The sequence below is a fragment of the Spiroplasma tabanidicola genome, assembly GCF_009730595.1.
GTDB lineage: Bacteria > Bacillota_I > Bacilli_A > Mycoplasmatales > Mycoplasmataceae > Spiroplasma_A > Spiroplasma_A tabanidicola.
This window is the reverse complement of sequence record NZ_CP046276.1, coordinates 52,855-77,156: the sequence shown is the minus strand read 5'-3', so window position 1 is coordinate 77,156 and position 24,302 is coordinate 52,855. Positions and strand designations below refer to the sequence as shown.

The 24,302-nt window shown below is 23.8% G+C and carries 28 protein-coding genes; 11 read left to right on the top strand and 17 right to left on the bottom strand.

What is annotated here, in order from left to right:
- Positions 1 to 72: 72 nt before the first annotated feature.
- Together STABA_RS05820 and STABA_RS00385 are read left to right on the top strand one after the other, a co-directional pair.
- Entirely contained in the window at positions 73 to 303 is a 231-nt protein-coding gene (locus tag STABA_RS05820) for a hypothetical protein (RefSeq protein ID WP_170264661.1), read from the top strand.
- A gap of 47 nt (positions 304 to 350) precedes the next feature.
- Complete coding sequence (locus STABA_RS00385; RefSeq protein WP_170264660.1) at positions 351 to 944, top strand: IS3 family transposase; 594 nt, start codon at positions 351 to 353, stop codon at positions 942 to 944.
- A 177-nt stretch (positions 945 to 1,121) separates the two neighbouring features.
- Here the strand turns inward: STABA_RS00385 and STABA_RS00380 are convergent, their stop codons facing one another.
- From STABA_RS00380 to STABA_RS00370, 3 genes are all read right to left on the bottom strand, one after another.
- A complete protein-coding gene (locus STABA_RS00380) occupies positions 1,122 to 1,742 on the bottom strand; it encodes a hypothetical protein (RefSeq protein ID WP_156005403.1) in 621 nt (206 codons plus the stop codon).
- Positions 1,723 to 2,472, bottom strand: coding sequence for a DDE-type integrase/transposase/recombinase (locus tag STABA_RS00375; protein ID WP_156005401.1), 750 nt, complete (start codon positions 2,470 to 2,472; stop codon positions 1,723 to 1,725). Before STABA_RS00375 ends, STABA_RS00380 begins: the two co-directional genes overlap by 20 nt.
- Before the next feature lie 93 nt (positions 2,473 to 2,565).
- Positions 2,566 to 2,853 (bottom strand): hypothetical protein, encoded by a 288-nt coding sequence (locus tag STABA_RS00370; protein WP_156005399.1) that lies wholly within the window; start codon positions 2,851 to 2,853, stop codon positions 2,566 to 2,568.
- Positions 2,854 to 2,874: 21 nt separating this feature from the next.
- Between STABA_RS00370 and STABA_RS00365 the strand changes: the two genes are divergently transcribed.
- The 8 genes from STABA_RS00365 to STABA_RS00335 all read left to right on the top strand — a co-directional run bounded on the left by STABA_RS00365 (position 2,875) and on the right by STABA_RS00335 (position 6,930).
- On the top strand, positions 2,875 to 3,546 hold the full coding sequence (locus tag STABA_RS00365; RefSeq protein WP_156005397.1) for an SH3 domain-containing protein: 672 nt from the start codon (positions 2,875 to 2,877) through the stop codon (positions 3,544 to 3,546).
- A gap of 36 nt (positions 3,547 to 3,582) precedes the next feature.
- Positions 3,583 to 3,972, top strand: coding sequence for a coiled-coil domain-containing protein (locus STABA_RS00360; RefSeq protein WP_156005395.1), 390 nt, complete (start codon positions 3,583 to 3,585; stop codon positions 3,970 to 3,972).
- Positions 3,973 to 4,283: 311 nt separating this feature from the next.
- Positions 4,284 to 4,418: a hypothetical protein gene (locus STABA_RS05995; protein WP_281349603.1), complete on the top strand. Its 135-nt coding sequence runs from the start codon at positions 4,284 to 4,286 to the stop codon at positions 4,416 to 4,418.
- 518 nt (positions 4,419 to 4,936) lie between these two features.
- Entirely contained in the window at positions 4,937 to 5,350 is a 414-nt protein-coding gene (locus tag STABA_RS00355; protein ID WP_156005393.1) for a hypothetical protein, read from the top strand.
- Between the two features lie 76 nt (positions 5,351 to 5,426).
- The gene (locus STABA_RS00350; RefSeq protein WP_156005392.1) at positions 5,427 to 5,573 is read left to right on the top strand and encodes a hypothetical protein; all 147 of its coding nucleotides are present in this window, start codon (positions 5,427 to 5,429) and stop codon (positions 5,571 to 5,573) included.
- A gap of 103 nt (positions 5,574 to 5,676) precedes the next feature.
- Positions 5,677 to 6,294 carry an ImmA/IrrE family metallo-endopeptidase gene (locus tag STABA_RS00345; protein ID WP_156005390.1) on the top strand — a complete coding sequence of 206 codons (618 nt, stop codon included), beginning with the start codon at positions 5,677 to 5,679 and terminating at the stop codon, positions 6,292 to 6,294.
- Positions 6,273 to 6,425, top strand: coding sequence for a hypothetical protein (locus STABA_RS00340; RefSeq protein ID WP_156005388.1), 153 nt, complete (start codon positions 6,273 to 6,275; stop codon positions 6,423 to 6,425). Before STABA_RS00345 ends, STABA_RS00340 begins: the two co-directional genes overlap by 22 nt.
- A gap of 178 nt (positions 6,426 to 6,603) precedes the next feature.
- A complete protein-coding gene (locus tag STABA_RS00335) occupies positions 6,604 to 6,930 on the top strand; it encodes a hypothetical protein (RefSeq protein WP_156005386.1) in 327 nt (108 codons plus the stop codon).
- Positions 6,931 to 7,171: 241 nt separating this feature from the next.
- On the opposite strand, the gene STABA_RS00330 is transcribed toward STABA_RS00335, so the two are convergent.
- From STABA_RS00330 to STABA_RS00290, 9 genes are all read right to left on the bottom strand, one after another.
- On the bottom strand, positions 7,172 to 7,639 hold the full coding sequence (locus tag STABA_RS00330) for a hypothetical protein (RefSeq protein WP_156005384.1): 468 nt from the start codon (positions 7,637 to 7,639) through the stop codon (positions 7,172 to 7,174).
- Between the two features lie 182 nt (positions 7,640 to 7,821).
- Entirely contained in the window at positions 7,822 to 8,445 is a 624-nt protein-coding gene (locus STABA_RS00325) for a hypothetical protein (RefSeq protein WP_156005382.1), read from the bottom strand.
- Between the two features lie 109 nt (positions 8,446 to 8,554).
- The gene (locus STABA_RS00320; RefSeq protein ID WP_156005380.1) at positions 8,555 to 10,738 is read right to left on the bottom strand and encodes a S8 family serine peptidase; all 2,184 of its coding nucleotides are present in this window, start codon (positions 10,736 to 10,738) and stop codon (positions 8,555 to 8,557) included.
- On the bottom strand, positions 10,716 to 11,690 hold the full coding sequence (locus STABA_RS00315; RefSeq protein ID WP_156005378.1) for an AAA family ATPase: 975 nt from the start codon (positions 11,688 to 11,690) through the stop codon (positions 10,716 to 10,718). Before STABA_RS00315 ends, STABA_RS00320 begins: the two co-directional genes overlap by 23 nt.
- Before the next feature lie 319 nt (positions 11,691 to 12,009).
- Positions 12,010 to 12,432: a hypothetical protein gene (locus tag STABA_RS00310; RefSeq protein WP_156005375.1), complete on the bottom strand. Its 423-nt coding sequence runs from the start codon at positions 12,430 to 12,432 to the stop codon at positions 12,010 to 12,012.
- Positions 12,396 to 12,761 carry a hypothetical protein gene (locus tag STABA_RS00305; RefSeq protein WP_156005372.1) on the bottom strand — a complete coding sequence of 122 codons (366 nt, stop codon included), beginning with the start codon at positions 12,759 to 12,761 and terminating at the stop codon, positions 12,396 to 12,398. The genes STABA_RS00310 and STABA_RS00305 overlap by 37 nt, the downstream gene beginning before the upstream one ends.
- A gap of 221 nt (positions 12,762 to 12,982) precedes the next feature.
- Complete coding sequence (locus STABA_RS00300; protein WP_156005370.1) at positions 12,983 to 13,207, bottom strand: hypothetical protein; 225 nt, start codon at positions 13,205 to 13,207, stop codon at positions 12,983 to 12,985.
- A gap of 362 nt (positions 13,208 to 13,569) precedes the next feature.
- Positions 13,570 to 14,715: a lipoprotein gene (locus STABA_RS00295; RefSeq protein WP_156005367.1), complete on the bottom strand. Its 1,146-nt coding sequence runs from the start codon at positions 14,713 to 14,715 to the stop codon at positions 13,570 to 13,572.
- Positions 14,716 to 14,944: 229 nt separating this feature from the next.
- Positions 14,945 to 15,829, bottom strand: coding sequence for a lipoprotein (locus STABA_RS00290; protein ID WP_156005364.1), 885 nt, complete (start codon positions 15,827 to 15,829; stop codon positions 14,945 to 14,947).
- 195 nt (positions 15,830 to 16,024) lie between these two features.
- Here STABA_RS00290 and STABA_RS00285 point away from each other — a divergent pair, with 195 nt between their 5' ends.
- Positions 16,025 to 17,395, top strand: a complete 1,371-nt coding sequence (locus tag STABA_RS00285) for an ISNCY family transposase (protein WP_156005361.1) — start codon at positions 16,025 to 16,027, stop codon at positions 17,393 to 17,395.
- A gap of 95 nt (positions 17,396 to 17,490) precedes the next feature.
- On the opposite strand, the gene STABA_RS00280 is transcribed toward STABA_RS00285, so the two are convergent.
- The 5 genes from STABA_RS00280 to STABA_RS00260 all read right to left on the bottom strand — a co-directional run bounded on the left by STABA_RS00280 (position 17,491) and on the right by STABA_RS00260 (position 24,300).
- Positions 17,491 to 18,414, bottom strand: a complete 924-nt coding sequence (locus STABA_RS00280; RefSeq protein WP_156005358.1) for a lipoprotein — start codon at positions 18,412 to 18,414, stop codon at positions 17,491 to 17,493.
- An 875-nt stretch (positions 18,415 to 19,289) separates the two neighbouring features.
- Positions 19,290 to 19,997, bottom strand: coding sequence for a lipoprotein (locus STABA_RS00275; RefSeq protein ID WP_156005356.1), 708 nt, complete (start codon positions 19,995 to 19,997; stop codon positions 19,290 to 19,292).
- A 1,962-nt stretch (positions 19,998 to 21,959) separates the two neighbouring features.
- Entirely contained in the window at positions 21,960 to 22,742 is a 783-nt protein-coding gene (locus STABA_RS00270) for a lipoprotein (protein WP_156005353.1), read from the bottom strand.
- 247 nt (positions 22,743 to 22,989) lie between these two features.
- Entirely contained in the window at positions 22,990 to 23,697 is a 708-nt protein-coding gene (locus tag STABA_RS00265) for a hypothetical protein (protein WP_156005350.1), read from the bottom strand.
- Between the two features lie 225 nt (positions 23,698 to 23,922).
- Positions 23,923 to 24,300: a hypothetical protein gene (locus STABA_RS00260; RefSeq protein ID WP_156005347.1), complete on the bottom strand. Its 378-nt coding sequence runs from the start codon at positions 24,298 to 24,300 to the stop codon at positions 23,923 to 23,925.
- Positions 24,301 to 24,302: the final 2 nt, after the last annotated feature.

The following is a 24,302-nucleotide window of genomic DNA, read 5'->3' as shown; positions in this document are numbered from 1 at the left end:
AAAGATCCTGATGATATGAGTTTAGAAGAATTGAGAGAAGCGTTAAAATTATAGCGCGCTTTAAAAAAGCATTTGGCGAAGACTGTTAAGGAAAAGTACTTCGCTATTTTTAATGAGAAAAAGTGTTTTTCATTAAAAATAGTTTGTAAATACTTAGGAGTATCAAGATATGGTTATTTAAAATGATTAAAAACAGGTAAACCTAAATACAAAAACTATGATACAAAAATTGCTAACAAAATCATTTATATACATAATCTTTTTAAAAACGTTATGGCTACAATATGATTACACTCATGTTAAATAAGTATTTTAAAATGAACTTAAAACCTTGGGTTTTATACAGATATATGAAAATATTAGGCATTAAGGCAGTCAAAAAGAAAAGAGTACCCGATTATGATAAATCAGGTCCATTAAGATTTAAAAATATTTTAAACAGAAATTTTAAAGCAAATAACTTAAATGAAAAATGGGTTACAGATGTTACTTACATTAAAACAAGTTCAGGGATGGTTTATTTATCAGCCATTAAAGACTTATACAATTCAGAAATAGTAGATTGAAAACTTTCTAAAAAACCTGATAATGAACTTTGCCATACAAATTTAAAACCTGCAATCACAAAAAAAGGTAAACCAAAACTTATTCATTCTGATCAAGGTTGGCCATACACAAACAAGACTTGAAAATATTTATGTAATTCTAATAATATAAAGATTTCTATGTCGAGAAGAGGAAATTCTCCTAATAACGGTGCATACGAATCGTTTTTTTGAACTTTAAAAAACGAGTGTATTTATACTTATAAAGTAAGTGAGCTAAATTATTCTAATATATATAATGTAATTTCTGATTATATTGAGTTTTATAATTACGTAAGACCTTCATTAAAGTATAAAAAAACTCCATACGAATTTCGTATGGAGAAAGTATCTTTTTAATGTCAATTTTAATTGACAAGTTCAATTGTAAGTATTTTTTCTCAGTTTTCCTTAATTGAACGCTTTATAAAAATTTATTATTTATTAAGCGTAGTTATTTTAGTTTTTTAATAAAAAAACAATTAAAAAACTTTGAAAATTATTAGATAAATTTCAAAGTTTTTTTAATATTTTGTTTTATTCTTTTACAGTAACATTTAAAGTTAAATCTTTTGTTGCTCCTGTATATTTAACAGTTACTTCAATTGGACTACTATCTGTTTTTGCTTTTCCTGTTAACTCAACAGTATATGTTTCATTATCACCAGAAACTTGACATATTTCTAGTTTCGCATTACTATCATCACCAGATTTTTTAACTGTTGGCTTTACATCCTTTGTAGGATTTTCAACTTTAATTGTGATAGTTTTTTTTGCACTGTTTTCTTTCATGCTTATTTCCACTGCATTTTGAGATACTTCATCTCCAAAAGACAATACTGGAGTTTTTGCAGCCTCTTCAGCTTTAAATGCTAAACTAAATGTTACTGTTTTTCCTTCAGTTAAAACTTTGCTTCCTGATTTAGAAGTAATTTTTAATGATCCAGTTGTATCTGATTTAGCTTCGGTATAGTCTTTTTCTCCTACTGTAAAGTCAGTATCTAATACTACATCAACACTTAATTTTGCTTTAATTTTATCAACAGCTGCTGTAACTGCAGCATCTTTTGTGTTAGCTTCTGGAGTTAATTTTAAATCTTCTCCTGTAATTAAACTGGGAAAAATAAATTCTACAGTTTTAAATATTAACGCAGGCACTAGCTGGCGTTTTTCAATTTAAAACTTTTTGTATTCTTTTTTTATTATACCAATCTATATGGTTAAAAATTTCTTTGAAGCTCATTTTGCTTGTATTAATATGATTTAGATATTCTCCTTTTAAACAACTAAAAAAATATTCAATTTCTCTATTATCTAAGGAATTACCAACTCTGCTCATTGAAGTTTGGCCATTTATCTGTTTTACTAATTCAGTAACCTCGTTACTTGAATATTGAGAACCATGATCTGAATGTAGAATAAAATTAGATTTATTAATTTTAGTTATAGTATCAACAACCAACTGTGTATTATTATTTTTTGACAAGCATCATGACTCAATTTTTTTAGTTTTATGACTAATAGCCGCAGATATATAATAATAATTTCCTTCTACCAAACCAGGTATGTAAGATACATCAGTCGCAATAATATTATCAATACTTGGATTATAATTGCGTTTAACTAAGTCTTTATATTTAGCATAAATATTTTTCGATTCTTGTTTTCTTTTTTTAATTCTTGTTTTGATTATATAACCTCATCTTTTTAAATAATGTCTTAAAGTTCTATCGCATATGAATATTTTTTCTTTTTCTAATAATATACTTATTTTTCTACTGCCATAGATAAACTTAGACTCACTTAAGATTTTCACAACTTCACTTTTTAAATTATTGTATTTATAACTTCTAATTTTTTGCTTTTTATAAAAAGTTGTTTTATGCATTGATATAATTCTTGCCTTCGTACTAATATTTAATGATTTTATTTTATTAATGGATTCTTTCTCTCTTTTATCTCTTTGGTTTTTTATTCAATCTTAGATTATTTCACGTTTTTGTTCTTCTGTTAGATCATTAATTATTCCAGGAATATCAGAATCATCTCTCTTTTTATGTCTTCCTGAACCTTTTTTTCTTTTTAAACTTTTCATACCATAATTATCTAATAAATAAGCTTTTTGTTTTATTCTTTTTTGAAGATTTTGCGAAAATTTAATTTCTTTTAATTTAAATTTACGATACTCTTGTTCAGCTATTTTAATTCCTTTTGTTTTATATATTCCAATTATCTCAGCTCATTGTTCTATTGTTAAATTTTTTGACATAAAAAATTCTACACCTCTTTCTTGTGTAGAATTTATTTTTCCCTGTTTAAAGTATGATTTTTTTTAAAAGGCCATATTAAATATCATATTAAAAGACTTACTAATATTATTGTTCCAGACAAAACACACTTAAAAAGAGATAATGCTAAAGAAGATAGTTTATTTGCAGACATAAATATTACTTTAGCTGAACTTGAAGCTTTAAAAAATGATAGAAAACTAATAGAAAATTATCAACACTATATAATAGAACTTGAAATTAATTATGAAAAATTAAGACAAGAAAGCGAGAATAAAACTAAAAAAATAGTTAGTGTATCACAAGAAAAAGAAAAAATAGAACAAGAAAAAAACAAACTATCACAAGAAAAAAACAAACTATCACAAGAAAAAAACAAAATAGAACAAGAAAAAGAAAAAATAGAAAAAGAAACAAACAAACTATCACAAGAAACAAACAAACTATCACAAGAAATAAACAAACTATCACAAGAAAATAAAGAAATTTTAGCACAAAACTTTATTTTAAATAAAAAAGTGAAAAATGCTTTAATAGCGAAAAACAATTTGAGTGCACTTAAAAATGATATTGATAATTTTTTAGAAAATGATAGCACTTTAAAAATTAATAAAAAGGCTGAATTAAAAAAAATATCTAATGGGATAAAAAAAGAATTTAATAAAATTAAGTAATTAAAATGTTAAAATTAAAAAAAGGAAATTTAAATTATGGATGATTTTTTAAAAGAGCAAAAAAAATGAATGAAAAAAAATAATAAAAAAATTGAAGAAATGAATAAAAAATTTATTCAAGCTTTGAAATGAAATGAAGAAATGAATAAAAGAATTGAAGAAACAAATAAAAGAATTGAAGAAACAAATAAAAGAATTGAAGAAACAAATAAAAGAATTGAAGAAACAAATAAAAGAATTGAAGAAACAAATAAAAGAATTGAAGAAACAAATAAAAGACGAAAAGAAGTTTGAAAAGAATCAATAATATTATTAGAAAAGTGAGATTATATCGAACAAGAATTTAAAAGCATAGCCCATGATATTAATATGAAAATTAAAAGATTTTTAGATTCAGAAGAAAACGAAAGAATTTTTGATGCTTAAAAAACCGCTTATGTGGTTTTTTTCTTTCCCCGGGGAAAATTTTTTTGTTTTGTTATAATGAATTTATTAATTTCTTGTTTTTGCAAGAAATTAATAAAGGAGTGGTTACATATCGAAAAAAGAGTTTTGCACTATTGTTCTGCTAATTTTAACCAAATAAAAAATATCAAGTTTAATGTTATTGAAATTTTTTTGATGGTGAACCTTTTTTAAAAAAAACTATACAAGAAGCTTTTAAAGAAGATACAAGTTTTGAAAGAGGCATTAAACTAGAACAAGATTTTAACGAAAATGACAATATAGAAAATTGTGTGTTTTCTGTTATAGCAGATCTTGATAAAAAAGAATTTTATTTAGATCAAGGCGATATAAGTTTAGATATGATATTTAATTTTCAATTTGAAGTAGAAAAAAAAGAAATTTCGTTTGAAGAAATGAAAAACTAAATAGATAAATATAGTTATTTGAATAAAGAAAAAAGTACTTTAAAAGTAAATAAAAATGCTGCTTTAAAAAAAATAGAAAAACAAAATGAAAAAAATAAGAAAAAAGACATTTAAGATGAAAAAAGAAGAAACAAACAAAAGACGAAAAGAAGTTTGAAAAGCATAGCCCATGATATTAATATGAAAATTAAAAGATTTTTAGATTCAGATGAAAATGATAGAATTTTTGATGCTTAAAAAACCGCTTACGTGGTTTTTTCTTTCCCCGGGGAAAATTTTTTTGTTTTTTTATAATGAATTTATTAATTTCTTGTTTTTGCAAGAAATTAATAAAGGAGTGGTTACATATCGAAAAATATTTATGATATAAAGACTTTTGAAAATATAATTTTGTATAAGAACCAAATTGAAATCGATCATATTTTATTAAGAATTATTTTTTAAAAAAGCTTTATATGAGTGGGAAAAATATGTTGTTAAAATAGTTTTAAATAATTTATAAATGAAACGAATTACATATGAGTAGAATTAAATTATCTGATGTTGTAAGTTTATATAGTGACATAAAAATAATGTTTATTGAAGATTTTATAAATGATAAAGAAAGAAATAAAATGTATTCATTTTTTGATAAAGAAAACAAATTAAATAATAACTATTCTAATAATTTTTTAGTTGCAATAATATATACGGAATTTTTAAATTCTAAAATTTTTAAAGAGATATTTATTTGTTATATAAAAAATTTTTTTTATTTAGATTCAAGAAAAAAAGAAATGATTTTAAGAATTGCTTCAAAAGAAGATGATCATAATTTTTATGAAAGTTATTTAAACATAGTTGAATACACTCTTTCTTCACTAGAAAAAATAGGTAATGATATCTATAACAACACCTTTCTTAAAAAATTAAAAGTTTATAATTTATTGTAAAAAAAACTTAAATTTTTGGTGTAGAAATAATTATTAAAGTAAAGAAAAGAAAAAAATAAGAAAAGAGAAATTTAAGATGAAAAAAGAAGAAAAAAATAAAAAAATAGCTAATTTTTTAAAAGCTGAGATATCTTTAGAAAATTCAAAAAACAAAAAAGAATATGAAGAAAACTTAAATAATTTCACAGATTCATTTAAAGGTTTGAACGATGATTGATTTTAGTAACATTAAAAATATAGAAGTCAAAGAAATTGAAGCAGAATTATATTAAGAATTAGAAGAAGCTTTTAAAAACCCAGAATCAATAGAATTATTAGTAAATGACTTGATTAAATACAATAAAAAAACCAATATTTTTCAAAAATACTCATTTAAAAATGCATTACTTTTAATGAGTCAGTCCAAAAATATAACTGAGTTAAAAACATATAACGCATGACAAAAAGGAGGAGTCAATGTCAACAAAGGAGCAAAAGCTTTATATGTTTTATCTCCCCTACCAATGTGTAAAGAACATGGAATAGCATCAAAGTGCGGTTCAAATAAATGTGTAGATACATATATGAAATATAAAAAACAACCCCTTTTTGATGCTAAACAAACCAATTTAAAAGAAGAAGAGATAAATAAAATTGTTGAAGAAAACTTTCAAAATAAAATAAAAAATCCAGAGTTTAATTATCTTGTTGAATACTTACAATCTATTAAACCTTTTGCCCTTAATTATAGTCTTAGCGAAAAAGGAGAAGCTGGTTATACAGATGGTAAAAAAATCAATATATCAGTTGATAGTGATCCGGATTTAAAAAATCAAACTTTACTACATGAATTTGGTCATATATATTTAGAACACAATACAGATAATTTAGGTTACGAAGGACACATTCGTGGTGTTAAAGAAACACAAGCTGAAATGTTTGCTTGAGTAAGTGAAAAAATGTAGGAATAGAAAATGAAAAAACTAAAAAAATAGCTTCTAATTACATTAATTCATGAACAAAAGCAACTAAAGATATGAACCCTATGAAAGAATTTAACAAAGTATTTAATAGTGTAAATAAAGTCTTTAACTAACCTACTATAGAACAACAAAAAGAAATAGTTAGTGATTGAAACAAAAATAAAGAACAAGTGAAAGAATTATTTAATGATAAAAAATCTTTAAATGTAGATAAAACCAGAAACCTAAATACAGAGTTTTTAAATAAAAGAGAAGAAAAAAAAATAAATAGATAAAACGGGCGGAGAAATTATGAATAATTGTGAGCACGGTTTTACATCTACAGAAATTAATGTAAATAATAACGAAAAAAATGATTATTTCTTAACTAAAAACACTATTTGTAATATTTGTTCTAAAACTATTGAAGATTATCATTTTCTAATAATGGGCGTTAAATATTTTCAGCTTTTAGAAGAAAATATGAAAAAACTAGCTATTGATGAAAAAGTTTATAATGATCAGTTAAAAAGAAGTAACGATTTATGAAATAATCGATCAACTTTAAAAGTAAATAAAAATACTGATTTAAAAAATGTAGGAAGTTCTTTCAGCGAAAAGAAAGAAAGGATAAAATAAAATGAAACCATATTTTAGTTGTTTGCATAATAATGAATATGTTATAAAACTTCAAAAAGATATAGAAAAACAATTTCCCAATATTATTGAAGCAAAATTGGTATGATTAACATTAGATAATATAAGAAAAAAAACTAATATTTTTTTTTATAAAGATTTAGGATGAAACTTTGTGCTTAAAAATAATAATAAAGATATTTTATGTATCAGAATAGACAACCTTAAAGAGACCAAAAATATCTTATGATATTTGGTTTCTTTTTTTATTATATAAATAATTTTGTAAATTATTTCTTTTAATAATGAATTCATCAAAAAATAATTTAAACTCTATGATGCTTTTAAATTCATTTCCATATTCTGCAAAAAAACAGTCTTTGTATCAACCGTTTAAAGCTTCTGTTGGTGCGTTATGTTTAAATCCAGCTTCAGACATTGATAAAACTAAATTTGGACATGAATTAATTAAATCTTTTACCGCATATGATGCATTTGCAGTTCCTCGATCAGTTTGAAGTATTGTAAAATCTACTTTGTATTTGCTTATAACTTTTATTACCTCTTTAATTGTTTTTACAACAACTTCTGAGTTTTCACTTAAAGAAAAATTATAAGCAATCATATCTCTGTTATATCAATTATATGCAAACTCACCAAGTATTTTAACTTTTTTGCCTTTAATTATAAGGTCTAAATATGAACCGTCCATTCCTACTTTTTGTAAATTATATTGAGTACTAAAATCTTTCTTAATTAGATCAGGTACAACATTACCTCTTTGGAGATTTTGTCTTTTATGTTCTCTATTAATTTTTTCTAAATTTACTAACTTGTTATTTCGTAATTCATTTATTATCTTATAACTAATATTAACTTTAAACTCATCACTTATTAAAGAGCTAACATTTCTAGAACCAGATGAACCATTGTTTTTGTAAACTTATTTATTAAAACAACTGCTTGATCATTATATTTTCTTTTTAATTCTATTGTTTTATTTTGTAAAAGCTCTTCTTTATTTTTCTTTTTTCATTTAGCATAATTAGAAAAATTAACAAATAGAGCTTTACATTTATCTTTCATATTTAGTTCACAAGAGTCATCAAAATAAATCACATTATATGCATTGTTTTTTCAGGCCTTCTTACTTGTTTGTATCTTCATTTGAGTTTTCAATAAATTCATGCAAGAAGGCATGCGCTTTTCCAAAAACTCAATTTTTGCCTTATCTTTTAACTTTTCTTTTTTAAGTTTGTTTAATTCTTTTTCAAGTTTCTTATTTTCATCTTTAAGCAATTTATTTTCAATGTCTTTTTTCATATAAATATTAACCTCACAAGGCGAAAAATTTAATTCGCTTTCTAATTCGTTAATATTATATCTTTTTACTCATTGTTTTATTTGAACATAACCACTTTTTAAGTTTAATTCTTCAGAGATTTTAGAAGTTTTTTCTCTAGCTAAAAACTTTTTAATAGCAATTAATTTTATCTTTTTATCTATTACTTTTGGCATATAAAAACAACCTTTCTATAGAAACTTATTATTTAAATTTTTTTAAATAATTGGTCTCTTTAAGGTTGTCTATTCTAATATATTATTAGATTTTTATTATTAAAATAAGTTAACCAATCTCAGTTTCTACAAATGATTGAATATTTTTAATTTCTATTAAGGATTCGTTATTTAAAATAAAATCCTCTTCTTTGAAATTTGGTCCTGAAAAAATTATACTAATGCCAAGCTTTATTGAATCATTTTTAATTAAATTAAAGAGTTCTTGTCTGTTAATTCTTATTGCATAGTTATAATCAACTTTTTCATGAGATTTTATAATATTTTTGTTATTTAAGAGTTTATATTCTTTTTTGTGTGAGGTAAAATATTTGCCATCATATAATCTTCTTTTAGATTCTGGTAAATATTTAGATCTTTTTTTTCAGGCCATTGAGTTATTTTTTTCTAATTCTCAAGCATGAAATTCTGGAGTGTAACTATTTTTCCCACTTTTATCATAGGGTAAGTTTTTTCAATTTTTTTTATATTTAATTAAACTAACATTAAAATTTGTAATTGAATATTCTTCTCCTAATGAAGGTAAACTATTTACATGGTTTGCTCATGCTATAGAAACATTTTCAACATTATCTAAATTTATATCAAAATATTTATTTTTTACTCCGCTTTCAAATTCTAAAGTTGTTTTTAAAGAAGTCGCTTCTTTATTGCAATCTTCGATATATCCAAATAATGAGCTTAAATTTGATGGAGTTTCACTTTTTGCTAAATTTATTAGTGTTGACTTAACTTCTAAAGTTGAATATCCATTGCTAATTAAATAACCTGCAATTCTTGAAACTTTTGGCGCACTAAAAGAAGTTCCTCTTGAAGGTTGGATTATATCAAATGAGCCTGCAGTCATTAATTTAGAACCATTTTTTAATTTTGGTCCTCCAAAAGCTGATACTTCAGGTTTTCGACAATGCAGCGTAACTCCTATTGAAGAAAAATCAGAAGGTACAACTTTATTTTTATCATTCAATGTTACTGATCCTACACTAATACAATTTAAAGAATCAGCCGGAGAACACAAAGAATCATAACCATAATCTACTCTATAATTTCCTGAAGCCACAACAAATAAACAATCATATTCTTGAGCCAATTTATCTAAAACTATGGACTCATATGATAATAATTTATTATTTACTTGTTTTTTTAATGCACCAAGTGATATATTTCAAACTTTTATATCTTTATTATTTTTAATGATACTTTTTAATTGCTTACTTAAGAAATCCATATTAACTGTTGCAATACCCTTAGAATATGATTTCTTACTTGAAACTTCAAAATATCTAATCTTAAAATTACCTAAATTATCTTTATCATCATTTAGTTCATCGTGTGCAATGATCAATGAGGCAACTCTATTTCCATGTTCATATGTTGTAGAACCATTTGGTTCAATCATTTTACTGTAAGAGTCAATGAAATTTTTAAAATCTCCATCAAGATTCATGCCAGAATCTATAACACCAATAATTGCACTATTAGTTTTGTTATTGGGTATTTTTAAGCTATTAGGTATTTCAAGATCATCAAGCAAGTTATCTGACAACTCTTTTGCTTCAATTGATCTATTAATAATATAAGGCATTTTTTCTTTTATCAAAGAGTACTGATAGGGAGTAATGGCAATTGTGTTATTAATTTCCACTTCACAATCTACACCTATATTTTTTAAAGCCAGCTTCATATCATCATACATATTATAAATTTTAACTACTTTTGCAGTTTCTAAGTCTGATAAATTTTCTTTTTCATTTATTTTTTTTACAGATTCAATAAGTGATAAGCAAGTTAACAAAAACTTTTCATTCTTTTTTTTATTGCTAAACTCACCTTTGTATAAACTCTCTTCAAATAGTCTATTATCTTCTATAATATTTATTAATTTAGTTTTAAAAAATTCAAAATCTTCATTAGAAACTTTATATATTATTTCTGTTGAAATACTATTATCTAAATTAAAGTTTACAACAATATCTTTTTGATTTAAGTGAAATTTGTCTAAAGGAGTATTTTTGTACATTTTTACTCTACTTGTTTTTGGAGGTAATCCCTTATATAAAAATTTGAAAAATTTATTACCTTCTTTATCAATATCGTGAGGGAAATCTTCATCAATTAGTTTTTCTATTAATTTTTTTACTTGTTTATTTATTTTATTAAATTTATATATTGTAGGAGAGGACTTGTTTTTGTGATTTATTGCTTTCTCATTATTTATATTGTAAACTCCCATATTTTTTTATTACCCTTTCTATCTCCTCTTTTTTATTTTTAGATAATTTTTCTAAGTTAATTTTTGATACACCATTTAAGTTATGTAATATGTATGCTCAATTATTATCTATACTAGATAAATTACAATCTATTTTATAATTTGAAACAAACTGTTTTGCTTCAGATATTGTAAAATTATGATCTTGAAAAACCTCTTTTAAAAGATTTTTTTCATGTGTTGATAACTGAAGAGTTAATTCTGTATCAATAAAGTTATAAAACATTTCAAAGTTAATAACTTTACCTTCTATTTTTACATTAAATCTTCTGATAATAGCAGCATCGATTTTATCTATTAAATTTGTTGCTGCTATTAAAATTATATTAGGTTTTAATAGGTCCATAAATTTTATAAAAGTTCCAACTATTCTTGAGTATTCTGATACATCATTCATCTCATTACGATTTGTTATTAAAGAGTCTAATTCATCTAAAAAAATTATTTTCTTTTTTTTAAAATTACTTAGCTCGTTTTCTAATTGCATTATATTCATTTGTGTTTGACCAAGTTTTGGAGAAACTAAGTTGTGTCATTTAATATTTTCGTATTCAATATCATTATTATAGTTAATTATATTTTCAACTAAAGATGTTTTACCAGTTCCTGTTTGTCCATATAATAAGATTTTTAAACCTCCGATTTCTTGTAATAATTTATCATTATTTATGATCATATTTATTTTTTTAATTTCATTCAAATAAAGTTCAGTTGATCATAAATTATAAGTTTTCTCTTTATCATCCATGCTCAATAAATCATAATCTTTTAATGTATATCTTCTAATCAATAACTCAATTTCCTTGTCTGAAACCTCTATTTTATTTTTCAACATATCGATAATAAGATTAAATTCTTCGTTATTTAATTTATAAATCAAATTATAAATATTTTTAATGTCATTTGTTTTCATTTGTTTCACCTAAAAATTATTATATATACAAATTTAAAAAATACCCTTATTTTTAAAAAAAATAGGCACTTTTTTGAAAAAATACCCTTATTTTTAAAAAAAATAGGCTTTTTAATAAAAAAATTATTTTAATTAATTTTGTAAGTTTTAACTACCTTATCATATTTATAAGTTAAATAGGCTGATCCAACAACTTTTGTTGAAGAATCTTTTGCTTTTAACACACAAGTTTCTTTTGTTGGTTTTCCATCAAAATCAACATCATCTGTTGAGAGTGTAAAGTTTGGGTTTTTTGCATTAAAGAATTCTATTGCTTGTTCTAAAGAAGCAAAGGGCTACCATTCCCATTAACTGATCCTAAATTTCTAACTATTCTATTGTCAAAAGATAAACTTATTCTTTTTTCAACTAATACAAATTTTGTTGCCCCTTTAATATACTCATTTTTATCTTTAGCAGTTACTTCTATATATCCAGTACCATCTTCTTTTAATGGAGTCTGTGCGTTGTAATTACTAAAACTTACATCTTTTTCTTCTACAAGAGTTTTATTAAAAGTTTCTTTGAATTTATCTATCACACTTTGTTTTGCATCACTTTCACTATAAGTAGAAAAATAAACTTTTTTATCATCAACTGATAAATTATCTAAATCAATTCTATCATCAAAATAATTTATGCTAAATTTTGCACTTGAATTAGCAATTAAGTATTGACTTGTTTCTTTAACTTTTGCTGTCATTGAACCTTTTTATTAAATATTGTTGCTTGATTAAAATTACTAAAATCTAAATCATCTTCACTTATGTTATTATTAAAATCTTCTTTTAATTTTTTTGTTATTGCTGTTTTTACAGATTGTTCATCATTTCCATTTGGATTAATAATTAAATCTTCATCTTTAAGAGTTGATAAATCTCCTTTTTTAAGTTTTAAAATAAATACAACAGACTTATTTGGTAATAAATATGCACTATTTTTTGTAGAAGTTACTTTTAAAAAACCATCATCACTATAAGTAGAAGGTAAAAAATCTTTATCTCCAACTATAAAATCATGATCTACTTGCACATTAACATTTAAAGCTTTTATTATTCTTCTTGTTGCAATATTTATTACATATTCTTTTATAGTTTGTTGAGTATCAATTTGTAAATCTTTGAACTAAGTGTTGTTAGATATTTTCTATTAACTAAAGTATATTGATAAGATAAATCAACTTGACTTGTAAATATTTTTGAACTTTTCAAGGCTAATAGTTTTGCGTTTTTAATAGTTAGTTCAGCTTCAAATTAAACACTACTTTCTTTTAAATCATAATTTAAGTTTGTAAAATTAACATCATTTACAATTTCAGTTAAAGTTGGTACTTCATTTGATCCATAAACAACACCTAAATCTTTTTCATCAATTGCTGCTAAATCAAATTTTGGAGGTATCTTTACACATGCGCTTGTAAAACTTAATAAAGGCATAGGCAAAAATATAATGCTTACAAAAGCTATAATTTTTTTCATACTCATTCTCACTCCTTTTTTAAGAACTTATCGCAACTAAATTGGTAAAAAAAATATTATTTCTCACTATTAATATTCAATCACTTAAATGAATAAAATTTTTTTCATATTTTTAAATATACATTTTTACTTATAAAAGATTTTAGGTTTTATAATTTATTATAATTATTTGAAAACTTATTAATAATTACAAGTATAAAAAGGAAACATAAATAGACCATTTATTTTATATTAAATGGTCTATTTATGTTATGTCATTCAAGTCTTTATTATTTAAACTAAAATACTTTATAATTAATTTATTATGTACTTTTTTAATTAAAATAAAAATTTGCGCTTCAATACGCAAATTTATAATTAAATTATGAGTTTTTTATTTGAATAGTTGTTGTACCATATAATAATTTAGACTCTTTTTTAGCTTTTACTGTTGCTCCTACACCGTTTTCTTTATCTCCTGAATTATTTGTCAAATCAAAATCACTTTCAGATATTTTTTGGTCTTGATGTTGACTATTTCAATAATTTGCTAATTCAGTTGCTGTAGGTTTGTCATCAACTCATGAAAATGTATATGTACCGAATGGTATTAATAAATTTAAATCATTTTTAACTACTATAACATTTACTTTTTTAGTTAAATTTCCATATGCAAGATTTATTACTGTAGGAAAACTCTCTTTTGCTTCACCATTATCTTTTTCATTAGCTTTTCCAGCTATTACATCATATTTAACAGTTCATTTTCCAGCTTCTTTTTTTTCAACTTTAATTTCACTTAGCATTCCAGATGAAGATGCTTCCTGAGCTGTTAATGCACCATCACTAGTTGGATTAGAAATTGTAACGTCAAAACTTGCAGCTTTATCAAAAACTTTAACATTTTGATCCGCAACTGTTCCAATGCTTGTTTTTTTAGTTTGTGTATATGTGTATGTAACTTCCACACTACCTGAAAAACCAGCTGAGTCAGATAATGCTGTTAATTTTGCTCCTTTTGTTAAATCTTTATCATCTGAAATTTTTGCCATTTGAACATCTGCTTTACTTAAATTTAAACCTTCATTTTTTAAATTTACTTGTTCTACAACTTCATCTATAGTTGGTAATGAACCAACTCCTTCTCATTCTCCTAATTCCTTAGTTTTAACAGCTTCACTTAAATCCTTTTTAGTATCTGTAGTTGCTTTTGTATATTTATAAGTGACTACTACTTTTCCTGTAAATTTAGTTGAAGTTGATTTAGCCTTTAAAGTTGCTTTTTCAGTAGTAGCTGCTCCGTCTAATTCAACATCACTATTTGATAATCCATAGTTACTATTTACTTTGTTGATTGCTTTTACTAAATCTGCAGCAACTGGTAAATCTCCTGATCCTGAAATATCTCCTAATGCTTTAGTAGATAATGCACTTAAATCTGTTTTTGAATCTTTATTACATGCTACAGTAACACTACTTGAGGTAGCAACCATTCCCATTGCTCCTAATAAACTTAATAATTTTTTCATTTGTTTTATTCCTTCCTGTATCATTTTCTAAAATTTAATTATTTTCTACTATAAAAATTTTTCATTTAGAATATCTTAATAGTTTAAAACTATTTAATCATACTAAATGACAATAATATAATATCAAATTTTATAATTTTGTAAGAAAAATTATTTTCTACTATATATAAAAGTTTTTCCAATTTAAGGATAAAAAAACTCTTTAAATAATAAAGAGTTTTAGTTTATATTAAAGTAAGTCTGATGCTTTAAATGTTAATGTAAATTTTAATGGACTACCTTTAACTAAAGCGCTTGATTTAACAGCTGTTGCAATAATGCTTCCTGGTTTTGAAGATTCTGTTGCAGCTTTAAATTCACTAAATGTAATATCAGTAGATTCAGCTGCTTCTATTGATAATTTTTCATTTATTTTTGCTAATACAACTTTTTTTGCTTCTACTTCATCATTTTTAGCTGGGGCTACAGTTAAATCACTCTCACTTAATCCTGATAAATCTTTTCTTGTTTCTTTTTTATAAGTGTATGATACTTCAACACTACCTTTAAATTTAGTTGATTTTTCAACTGCTTTTAAAGTAGCTTTTTCAGTTAATTTATCTCCTGACATTGTAACATCTTCTTTTGTTAAGTTTAAACCTTCGTTTTTAGCATTAACTTGTGCTACAACTTCATCAACAGTTGGGTTTTCTCCAGCTCCTGATAAATCTCCTAAAGCAACAACTTTAACAACATCTTTTAAATCTTTAATTGTTGCTTTTGAAACTGTTACTTTAATGCTTTCTGTAATTGTTCCATAAGTTACTTTAATAGTTGCAGTACCTTCTGCAACTCCAGAGATAACTAAGTTAAATTCTCCTTTAGAATCGCTATCTTTTGCAATACTTGTTTTTACAGTAGCAGTAGCAACTTTATCAGATTCTGCTTTAACATCTGCATCTTTTACAGGAGTTGCAACTTTTAATGCTAAAGTTAAATCACTTCCTGCTTCAACTGTTGAATTTACAAATTTGTCTCCAAATTGACTAGCTTTTGTTTTGTTACATGCAACAGCAACACTACCTGAAGTAGCAACCATTCCCATTGCTCCTAAAATACTTAATAATTTTTTCATATTTTTTATTCCCTTTCATGGCTGATAGCCATATTTTTATTTTATTTTAAATATTGGAAAAAAGCAATATTTTTATTATTCTAGTTATTTATAAATTGTCAATAACATATGATATTTTCCCTATATATAACAAATAAAAATTTCCCAAATATATAATTTATAATGGGGGATTTAAATATGAGGAGATATTTAAAAATGAATGAAAAAAATAAAATGGAAATAATTAAAGCTGTAATTGATGAAAAACTATCTAAAAAAGCTGCAGCAATAAAAATCTGTCAAACAATAAGAAATGTTAACTTATTAATTAACAAATATAAAAAGTATGGTTACACAGCATTTATCCACAAAAATACTGGAAGAATATCAAATAAAAAAATAAAACATCAAATAAGTGATCAAATTATTGACTTGTACATTAATAAATATGAAGAATATAATTATAAACACTTTTTAGAAAAGCTTTGATCAAACCATCAAATAAGTGTTTCATATACTTACTTAATCAATTTATTAAAAAAGAATAATTTATATTCACCAAGAATTCATAAAGTAAATAAAAAAATGATTAAACAAAAAATTACTAACTTATTAAAAAATGAAAATATTAAAAAACTTGAGAAACGAGAGTATTTAAATACTTTGCTTTCAATAGAAAATATTCATCCTATGCAAAATCGAAAAACAGAGTTTGGTGAGCGCTTGCAAACTGATGCTTCAGTCCACTACTGAGTTGATAATGAGAAATGGTATTTACATGGTTTTATAGATGATGCAACAGGTAAAGTTTTAGCTTTATATTTTGATAAAGAAGAAACTCTTATGGGATACTACAATATAACAAAAAAAGTTTTATTGGAGTATGGGGTTCCAAAGGAGATACTTACTGACAAAAGGACTGTATTTTGAAGTCAAAAAGAAAAAGAGTCAGATCTTCACTCTGACTCTTTAACGCAATACGGATTCTTATGTCATAACTTAGGAATAAAGCTAACAACTTCAAGTGTTCCTCAAACAAAAGGCCGTATTGAAAGGTTGTGAAATACACTTCAAGATCGCCTACCAAAGGAACTCAAAGAAAATAATATATCAAATATAAATGAAGCAAATTCATTTTTAAATGAATATATTAAAAAATATAATTCACAGTTTTCCCTTCAATTAAATAATATCATTAACTCTTTTGCTATTTTTAAAGAACATAAAAACATTGACTTTTATTTATCAAGAAGATTTGAAAGAACTATTAATAAAGGTTCTACAATAAAATACCAAAATAAATTTTATTTACCACATTCGAATGGCGAGCCAGTCTTTTATAAAAATAAAACAAAAATTTTTGTAGTAGAAACTTTTGATGGGCAATTATATTCAAACTCTTTTAGTGAATGAATGCCTTTAATTGAAGTTCAACAAAACTCCACTTATAAAGAAGCTTATGAAGATAAAAGTGTTTATGATATACAAAAAACACATAAGCAAATTAAAACAAATAGTCCATGAAAATATACTAATTGAATATTTTACAAAAACTCTAAAAATAAAGTTTTGGGAAAAATTGATTAGTTATTGACATATTTTTATTATTCTAGTTATTTATAAATATTGAAATGATTATAAAAAAAATCTATACATTACTGTATAGATTTTTAAAAGATTTATTAGCTAGTTTGTTTTAAAACAAAATTTACTGTACCTTTTATTAATTTACTTGATAATGATGCAGTAGCAACTAATTTACCATCTTCGCTAGTACTTTTAGATGCTTCAAATCCTGAGAATACAACATCAATTGTTTCTTTTGGATCTGCTGAATCACCTAATTTTGTTTTAATTATTTTTAACGCAGCTTCTTTAGCTTGAGCTTCACTATATGCTCCAGCTTCGCTTTTTAAGTCTAAAGCCCCCCCTGATAATAAAGTATCTAAAGCTTTTCTTGCATCACTAACAACTTTAACTGTTAAATCTTTTTTTAACTCTCCATAAGTTAATGATAATTTTCCATCTTCGCCTTCTGCTTTACCAGTATAAGTTACTGTAAATTTGTTTTTATCTGTATTGTCAACAACTACTGTAACTTCTTTGTTCAATTTAGAATCATCACCTTCTGCTTTTAAAACAGTTTTTGAATCTCCATTTAAAATTGAAACTTCAATACTAGTTTGTACTCCAACCATTGCATCTTCTGCTTTTAAAGTATCTGCAAAAGCAGGTTTAGTTGCTTCTTTTACAGTAGCTTTTAAAGAAGCGGATTTGTCTCCATAACTAACAGTGATTACCACTTGTCCTTTTGCGACACCAGTAATTGTTAAATCAAATTTACCTTCTCCGTTTGCATCAGTTTCGGCACTTACACTAACTTTTGCAATTTTTTCATCAGCTGATTTTGCTGAGATTTTTGCATCTTTTGCTTTATTTGCAGCTACTAAATTTAAAACAACTGGTGTTCCAACAGTAACTTCTGTATCTTTAAATTGTTCACCAAATTGTTTAGTTCCATTAACGCCGTTGTTACATGCAACTGCAACACTACTTGAAGTAGCAACCATTCCGATTGCTCCTAATAAACTTAATAATTTTTTCATATTTTTATTCCCTTTCATGGCTGATAGCCATATATATATTATAAATGAATGAATTTTAAAAAACAAATTTTAGTTCGTACAAATATAAAAGATAACTTATAAATCTATCTTTTATATTTATTTTTATTTTGGTAATTCTCTTTTTATGTAATTAAAACTTAAACATACTTTTTACTAAACTATGTTGAGCTGGTCTTTGTTCTTAATTAATTTAACTTTGTAATTGTTTGTCCTAGTTTAAAGAAATAATAATACTGTAGATTGATATACAATAAACAGATTTTTTTTATTAATTGCATAGAACAATTGACTTAGAGTTGATTTTACATAAATTAGCCAATCATTTAAACGCTTATAAACCTTTATTTAATTTTTTATTTAGATTAATTTTTAATTCAGCTTTTACTTTTGTTTAAGTAAGTTAAACTAACATTAATTTTTTTCTAAAATATTAAACTACTAATTTTTTGAGTGATTCTATTTACTTCGGTATCATTATTACACAAAACAAAAAATAAATTTTTAAACAACTTAGTAAATTATAATTTCATTTGTAAAAATGTCATTACAAACTTTTAAATTTTAAATATCATTTTTTGGTAAATTATTTAAATTTATTTTGTCCTAACTGGCTAACATACAATTACGGAACTAAAAGCAGTTAATAATGGTCCTAATTAACTAAATATTGATAAAGACTTTTTATATCTAACCTATAACAATTTATTTTATATTTTTGATAATATAGTACAATTTTTAAGCAAAAATAAATCATAGAAGTCACTTTTTTATAGTTTATAAATATTTAAAATTAATATAAATTAAACAAAATAAAAAAAATTATCCTTATAAAGGATAATTTTAATTTTATGAAATTATTGACTTGCTCTTTCTGAAGCAGTTACTGCTAAAACAACTGCGTCTGCACCTTCATAGTTAAAAGTTACATTTACAGCTTCGCTGATTTTATCTTTTGAAGTTAAAGTAACTTTAAATTGTCCTGATTGATCAGGAACAGCAGAAACTTCTCCAGCTGATAATTTATCTTCACTTTGTTCTGCTACACTAACAGTTACTACTTTTTCAGCTACTGGGTTTGTTACTGTGATGATAACTTCAATAGTTCCATTACCTGATTGTGGCATAGCAATTTCAACAGCATTGTTTTTAATTTTACTATCTTTATCTGATAATGCCATTACTGGTTTTGTTGTTCCTTCAGCTTTAAATGCTAAACTAAATGTTACTGTTTTTCCTTCAGTTAAAACTTTACTTCCTGATTTAGCAGTAATTTTTAATGATCCAGCTGCTTTTGAAGTAGCTTCAGTAAAATCTTTTTCTCCTACTGTAAAGTCAGTATCTAATACTACATCAACACTTAATTTTGCTTTAATTTTAGCAACAGCTGCTGTAACTGCTGCTTCTTTTGTGTTAGTTTCTGGAGTTAATTTTAAATCATCTCCTTTAATTGTTGATAAATCTTTTGTTGTAGTATTTTTATCACCTTTGTTACATGCAACTGCAACACTACCTGAAGTAGCAACTAATCCCATTGCTCCTAATAAACTTAATAATTTTTTCATTTTTTTATTCCCTTTCATGGCTGATAGCCATATTTATATTATATATTTATAAATAAAAAAATCAAATAGTAATACTTAGGTATGGTCATTCTTTTTGTCAGTAACATATGATATTTTCCCTATATGTAATTAACAAAATTTAAATATATAAATTGTACTACAAAAATTTTATTTAAAAAATTGTTTCATCCCAACTACTCAATCTTTAAAAAATACTCTCAGAATTTTCTTTGATAATGTTTTTAAATGTCTTTATTATTTTATTGTTAGAATAATTTAATATACAATCTTTAATTAAATTTATATACTTTTAATGACTTTAAATTTATTATCTACACAATAGTTTTGTTTAATGCTTTTAAAAAAGTTTATAATATTAAGTTTTTTAAGAAAAATATCTACGCATCCTAATATTGAATTGATGCAAAACGCTATTATGATCAAGTTTCTAAATTACTATCCTCTATCATTATAAATAAAACTATTTTTTACATCATATTTATTAACTAAAAATCTCACACTATTAATAAGTTCTTTGTTTTTATAATTATTTACAAAGTATGTTATTAAAGGTAGTCTTAGATATATCAATATAAGCAAAAGAATCATTTTTTTAGTTTTTTACTTTAAACTATAAGATAGCTAAATAAAATTTTTAATGCTTTATATGCATTAAATCTCATTTTATTTGTTTCTTGGTTTTCTAATGCATTAGAATCTATATTTATAGGTTTTTTTTAATATAAGATATTCACTTTTTATAATTTTGTCAATTGACATAAGCAAAATTCTTGGTTTCATATATCTTTAGTACATTTTTCGACTTAAACTAAATTTTAGTATTTTTTTATACCATTGTTTTTAATGCTTTTTGTATTCAGATCTTTATCATCAAAACTTGACTTGTAAATAAGTCATAACTTAATACTCATTTTATTAAATATTTTTTTATACAATTTTCTAACCATTTTTTATAAGTTTTGTATTAATATTAAGAAAGTTTAAACAGTAATTATAATGCTATATTTTTATATTGTAATTTTTTTACTATTTTATATAGTTAAATATAAATCTTTTATTTTTTAATATGAATTTCTCCTCTAAATGTTACAAATCTTGCTTGGCAGTTTCCAACATAACTTCATTACTTATTTTTATTTTTTCTCCCTATTTGTGCATATATTAGCCCAAAAATTTATTTTTATTTAAAATGATTTTATCAAACATAAATAATTTATGTAATTTTAATATTGAACTTTAAATCTACTTTCTTGCATTTATATCTGTATCTTAAACTATTTTATTTTTTATTCAATACTAAATAGTTTAGCATTTGCTATAAAAAATTAGCTACCTACAAAATTAGATATGAAGCTTTTATATAGTTTGTGTGACGCTCTATTCTTTAATAAGTTTTTTTAAACTTAGTTTTTTATTTTTTTATGATCATAGTTAATACATCTTTTTTATAAAAAAATAAATATCTTATTTAATATTAAATAAGATATTTGATGTTGAAAAAATATTATAAAGTTATACATGATATTTAAGCTTTTAACAAAAAAATCACTTAAATTAAAATTACATTTAAGTTACAAATTTTTATCTTAGAATTATAGAGTCTCAATTCAAAATTTAAATACTTATTTAAAAATCTTAATTTAGCTTTTATAAAGATATTAAATTTTTAAACTTTATTATCCGATTAAGGATAATATTTTTTTATTATGCAAGCATATCTTTAGTTGCTATTGAGTTTATCTTATTTTTAAGTTTGATCATATTTTTAAGCTTTATTTTATTTTTAAAAGAAATGTTTTAGAAAAAATTAATTAAATTTTAAATAGTTTTTAATTTTATTATAAAAAATAAAAACAACCTATTTTAAAAGTGATATATAAAAATAATTTTCACTTTTATAATTAAGGTTGTTTTTTAAATTGCTTTTTAATTAATTATATTTTATCCTTTTGAGTAAGTTAATGATACACTACCTTGGTATTTATCACCTTTTGCAGTAATTTTAGCAGCTGTTGCTGAAATTGCTGGTTCTGAAGCAATGTCAAAATCATCTTCTGTTAAAGCACTTGCATCACTATTTTTAACTTTAATTTGTGCTAATAATTCAGTTTTTGATGGTGTACTTTCTGAAAATGAGAAAGCTCCTAAATCAAGTGTTTTAATAACTGAACTTAATTCAGCTTTAGATGATGCTTCTCCTTTTGAGTAAGTTAATGATACACTACCTTGGTATTTATCACCTTTTGCAGTAATTTTAGCAGCTGTTGCTGAAATTGCTGGTTCTGAAGCAATGTCAAAATCATCTTCTGTTAAAGCACTTGCATCACTATTTTTAACTTTAATTTGTGCTAATAATTCAGTTTTTGATGATGCTTCTGCTGATTTAAATGTTAAAACAAAAGTTGTTGTACCTTTAACTAAAGTACTTTTTTCTGCAGCAGTAGCCACAATTGATCCAGCTTTTTCAGCTGATGTTGCTTGACTAAATTTACTAAATACTACATCTGTTGTCTCAACGGCTTTAACACTTAATTTTGCATTAATTTGTGCTAATACAGCTTTTTTTGCTGCTGCTTCATCATTTGCTGTTGGAGCAACTGTTAAATCAGCTGTTTTTATTGTTGATAAATCTTTAACACTTGTACCATTGTTACATGCAACTGCAACACTACTTGAGGTAGCAACCATTCCCATTGCTCCTAATAAACTTAATAATTTCTTCATTCTATATTTTTCTCCTTTTTGATGAATATCATCTATATTATTTTACTACTATTTAAAGCAATGTATAAATTTTTTAAACTTATAAAATTTTTTTATTTTATAAAACTATTTTTATTAACTTATAAGTTTATAGGACTTAAATAACATTTATATATCCAGTTTCATTTATTAGTCCATATTTAAACACAACTGTTGCTTTTCCTTGACTTTTTCCTATATATGAAACATTAAACTTATTTTTATTATTTTAGTATTGTATTATTTTTATTTTATTATCAATACATTCTCCTGTTTCTTTAACCACATCCCCAAATAAATATGTTCTATTATCACCATTAATTATTTCAACATCAAAAGATACTTGTTCTCCTACTTTAACGCTTTGTAAATCTCCTTTTAATTGATTTAATTTAGCAAGTTCTCCATTATATTTAATTTTCACATTCAAACTTCCATTAAAGATTAAACTACTTTCAATTGCATATACTAATAATTCACCAGGTTTACCATTACTTGTTGGCATATAGCTTTTAAATTCATCAAAATCATAATCTATACCTAAAATAGCATTTTTATTTTTTAATTTTATAAAATCTATTGCTTTTCCTGTGAGTGAAGCAAAATCATTTGCTTCAGGTCCTAATATATTTCAACCTAGTGAAGCAATATTTGTTCGATTAACTTTAAAAATAACTTTAAAAATAACTTTTCCTTTAATTATAGATGAACTATCATTTGCAATAATACTTATGTATCCATTTTGTATTGGAGATGCTTTTCTAAATTCATAAATAAAATCATTTTCTTCAATATTTTTAACCTTTAAATTTGTTTTTATATAACTTAAAGCATCATTTAAAACATTAGAATCTTCATTATCCATAGGTGTTAAAGATGTATCATTTTCAATTTTTGATAAACTTATTTTTTGATCTTCATTATTTGAATAAGCCATTTTAAATTCTTTTTCTTTTGCAAATTTGAATATATTATTTGAACTTAACTTAAAATATCCATCACTATCTTTTGAAGCTGCTTTAAAATTACTTTTATTAAAATTTAAATCACTTTCTACAAAAACTATTAAAATTTAAAAACAAAGATACTTCTGCTAAAACAGCTTTTTTAGCAGCTTCAAAAGTATTATTGCTTGGATATAAACTTGTAGTTTTTATTTGATCTAATTTTTTGATTTAAAATAAGAATTTTGAATTACAAACTCTTTAGAGTTCTTTATTTTTGAATTATTTGAAGTAGCATTTACAATAACACTTCCATTATAAGATTCACTCATAGGAGTGTATTTTGTAAATATAAAATCTTCATTTTCTACTAAGTTTAAACTTGTTATATATAAAAGTTTTTCTACAATTAATTGTTTTACACTTAATTCACTAGTAGTAAAAGGACTAACTATGGCACTTTGAGAAGCAATAGTTTCTAAGTCAAATCTTTTATCTTGACTTTCTTTATTACTTGGTGTTTTACATGCTATTAATAAAGATGAAGAACTAATAGCTAAAGTTAAAGACATTAATACAATTTTTAATTTTTTCATAT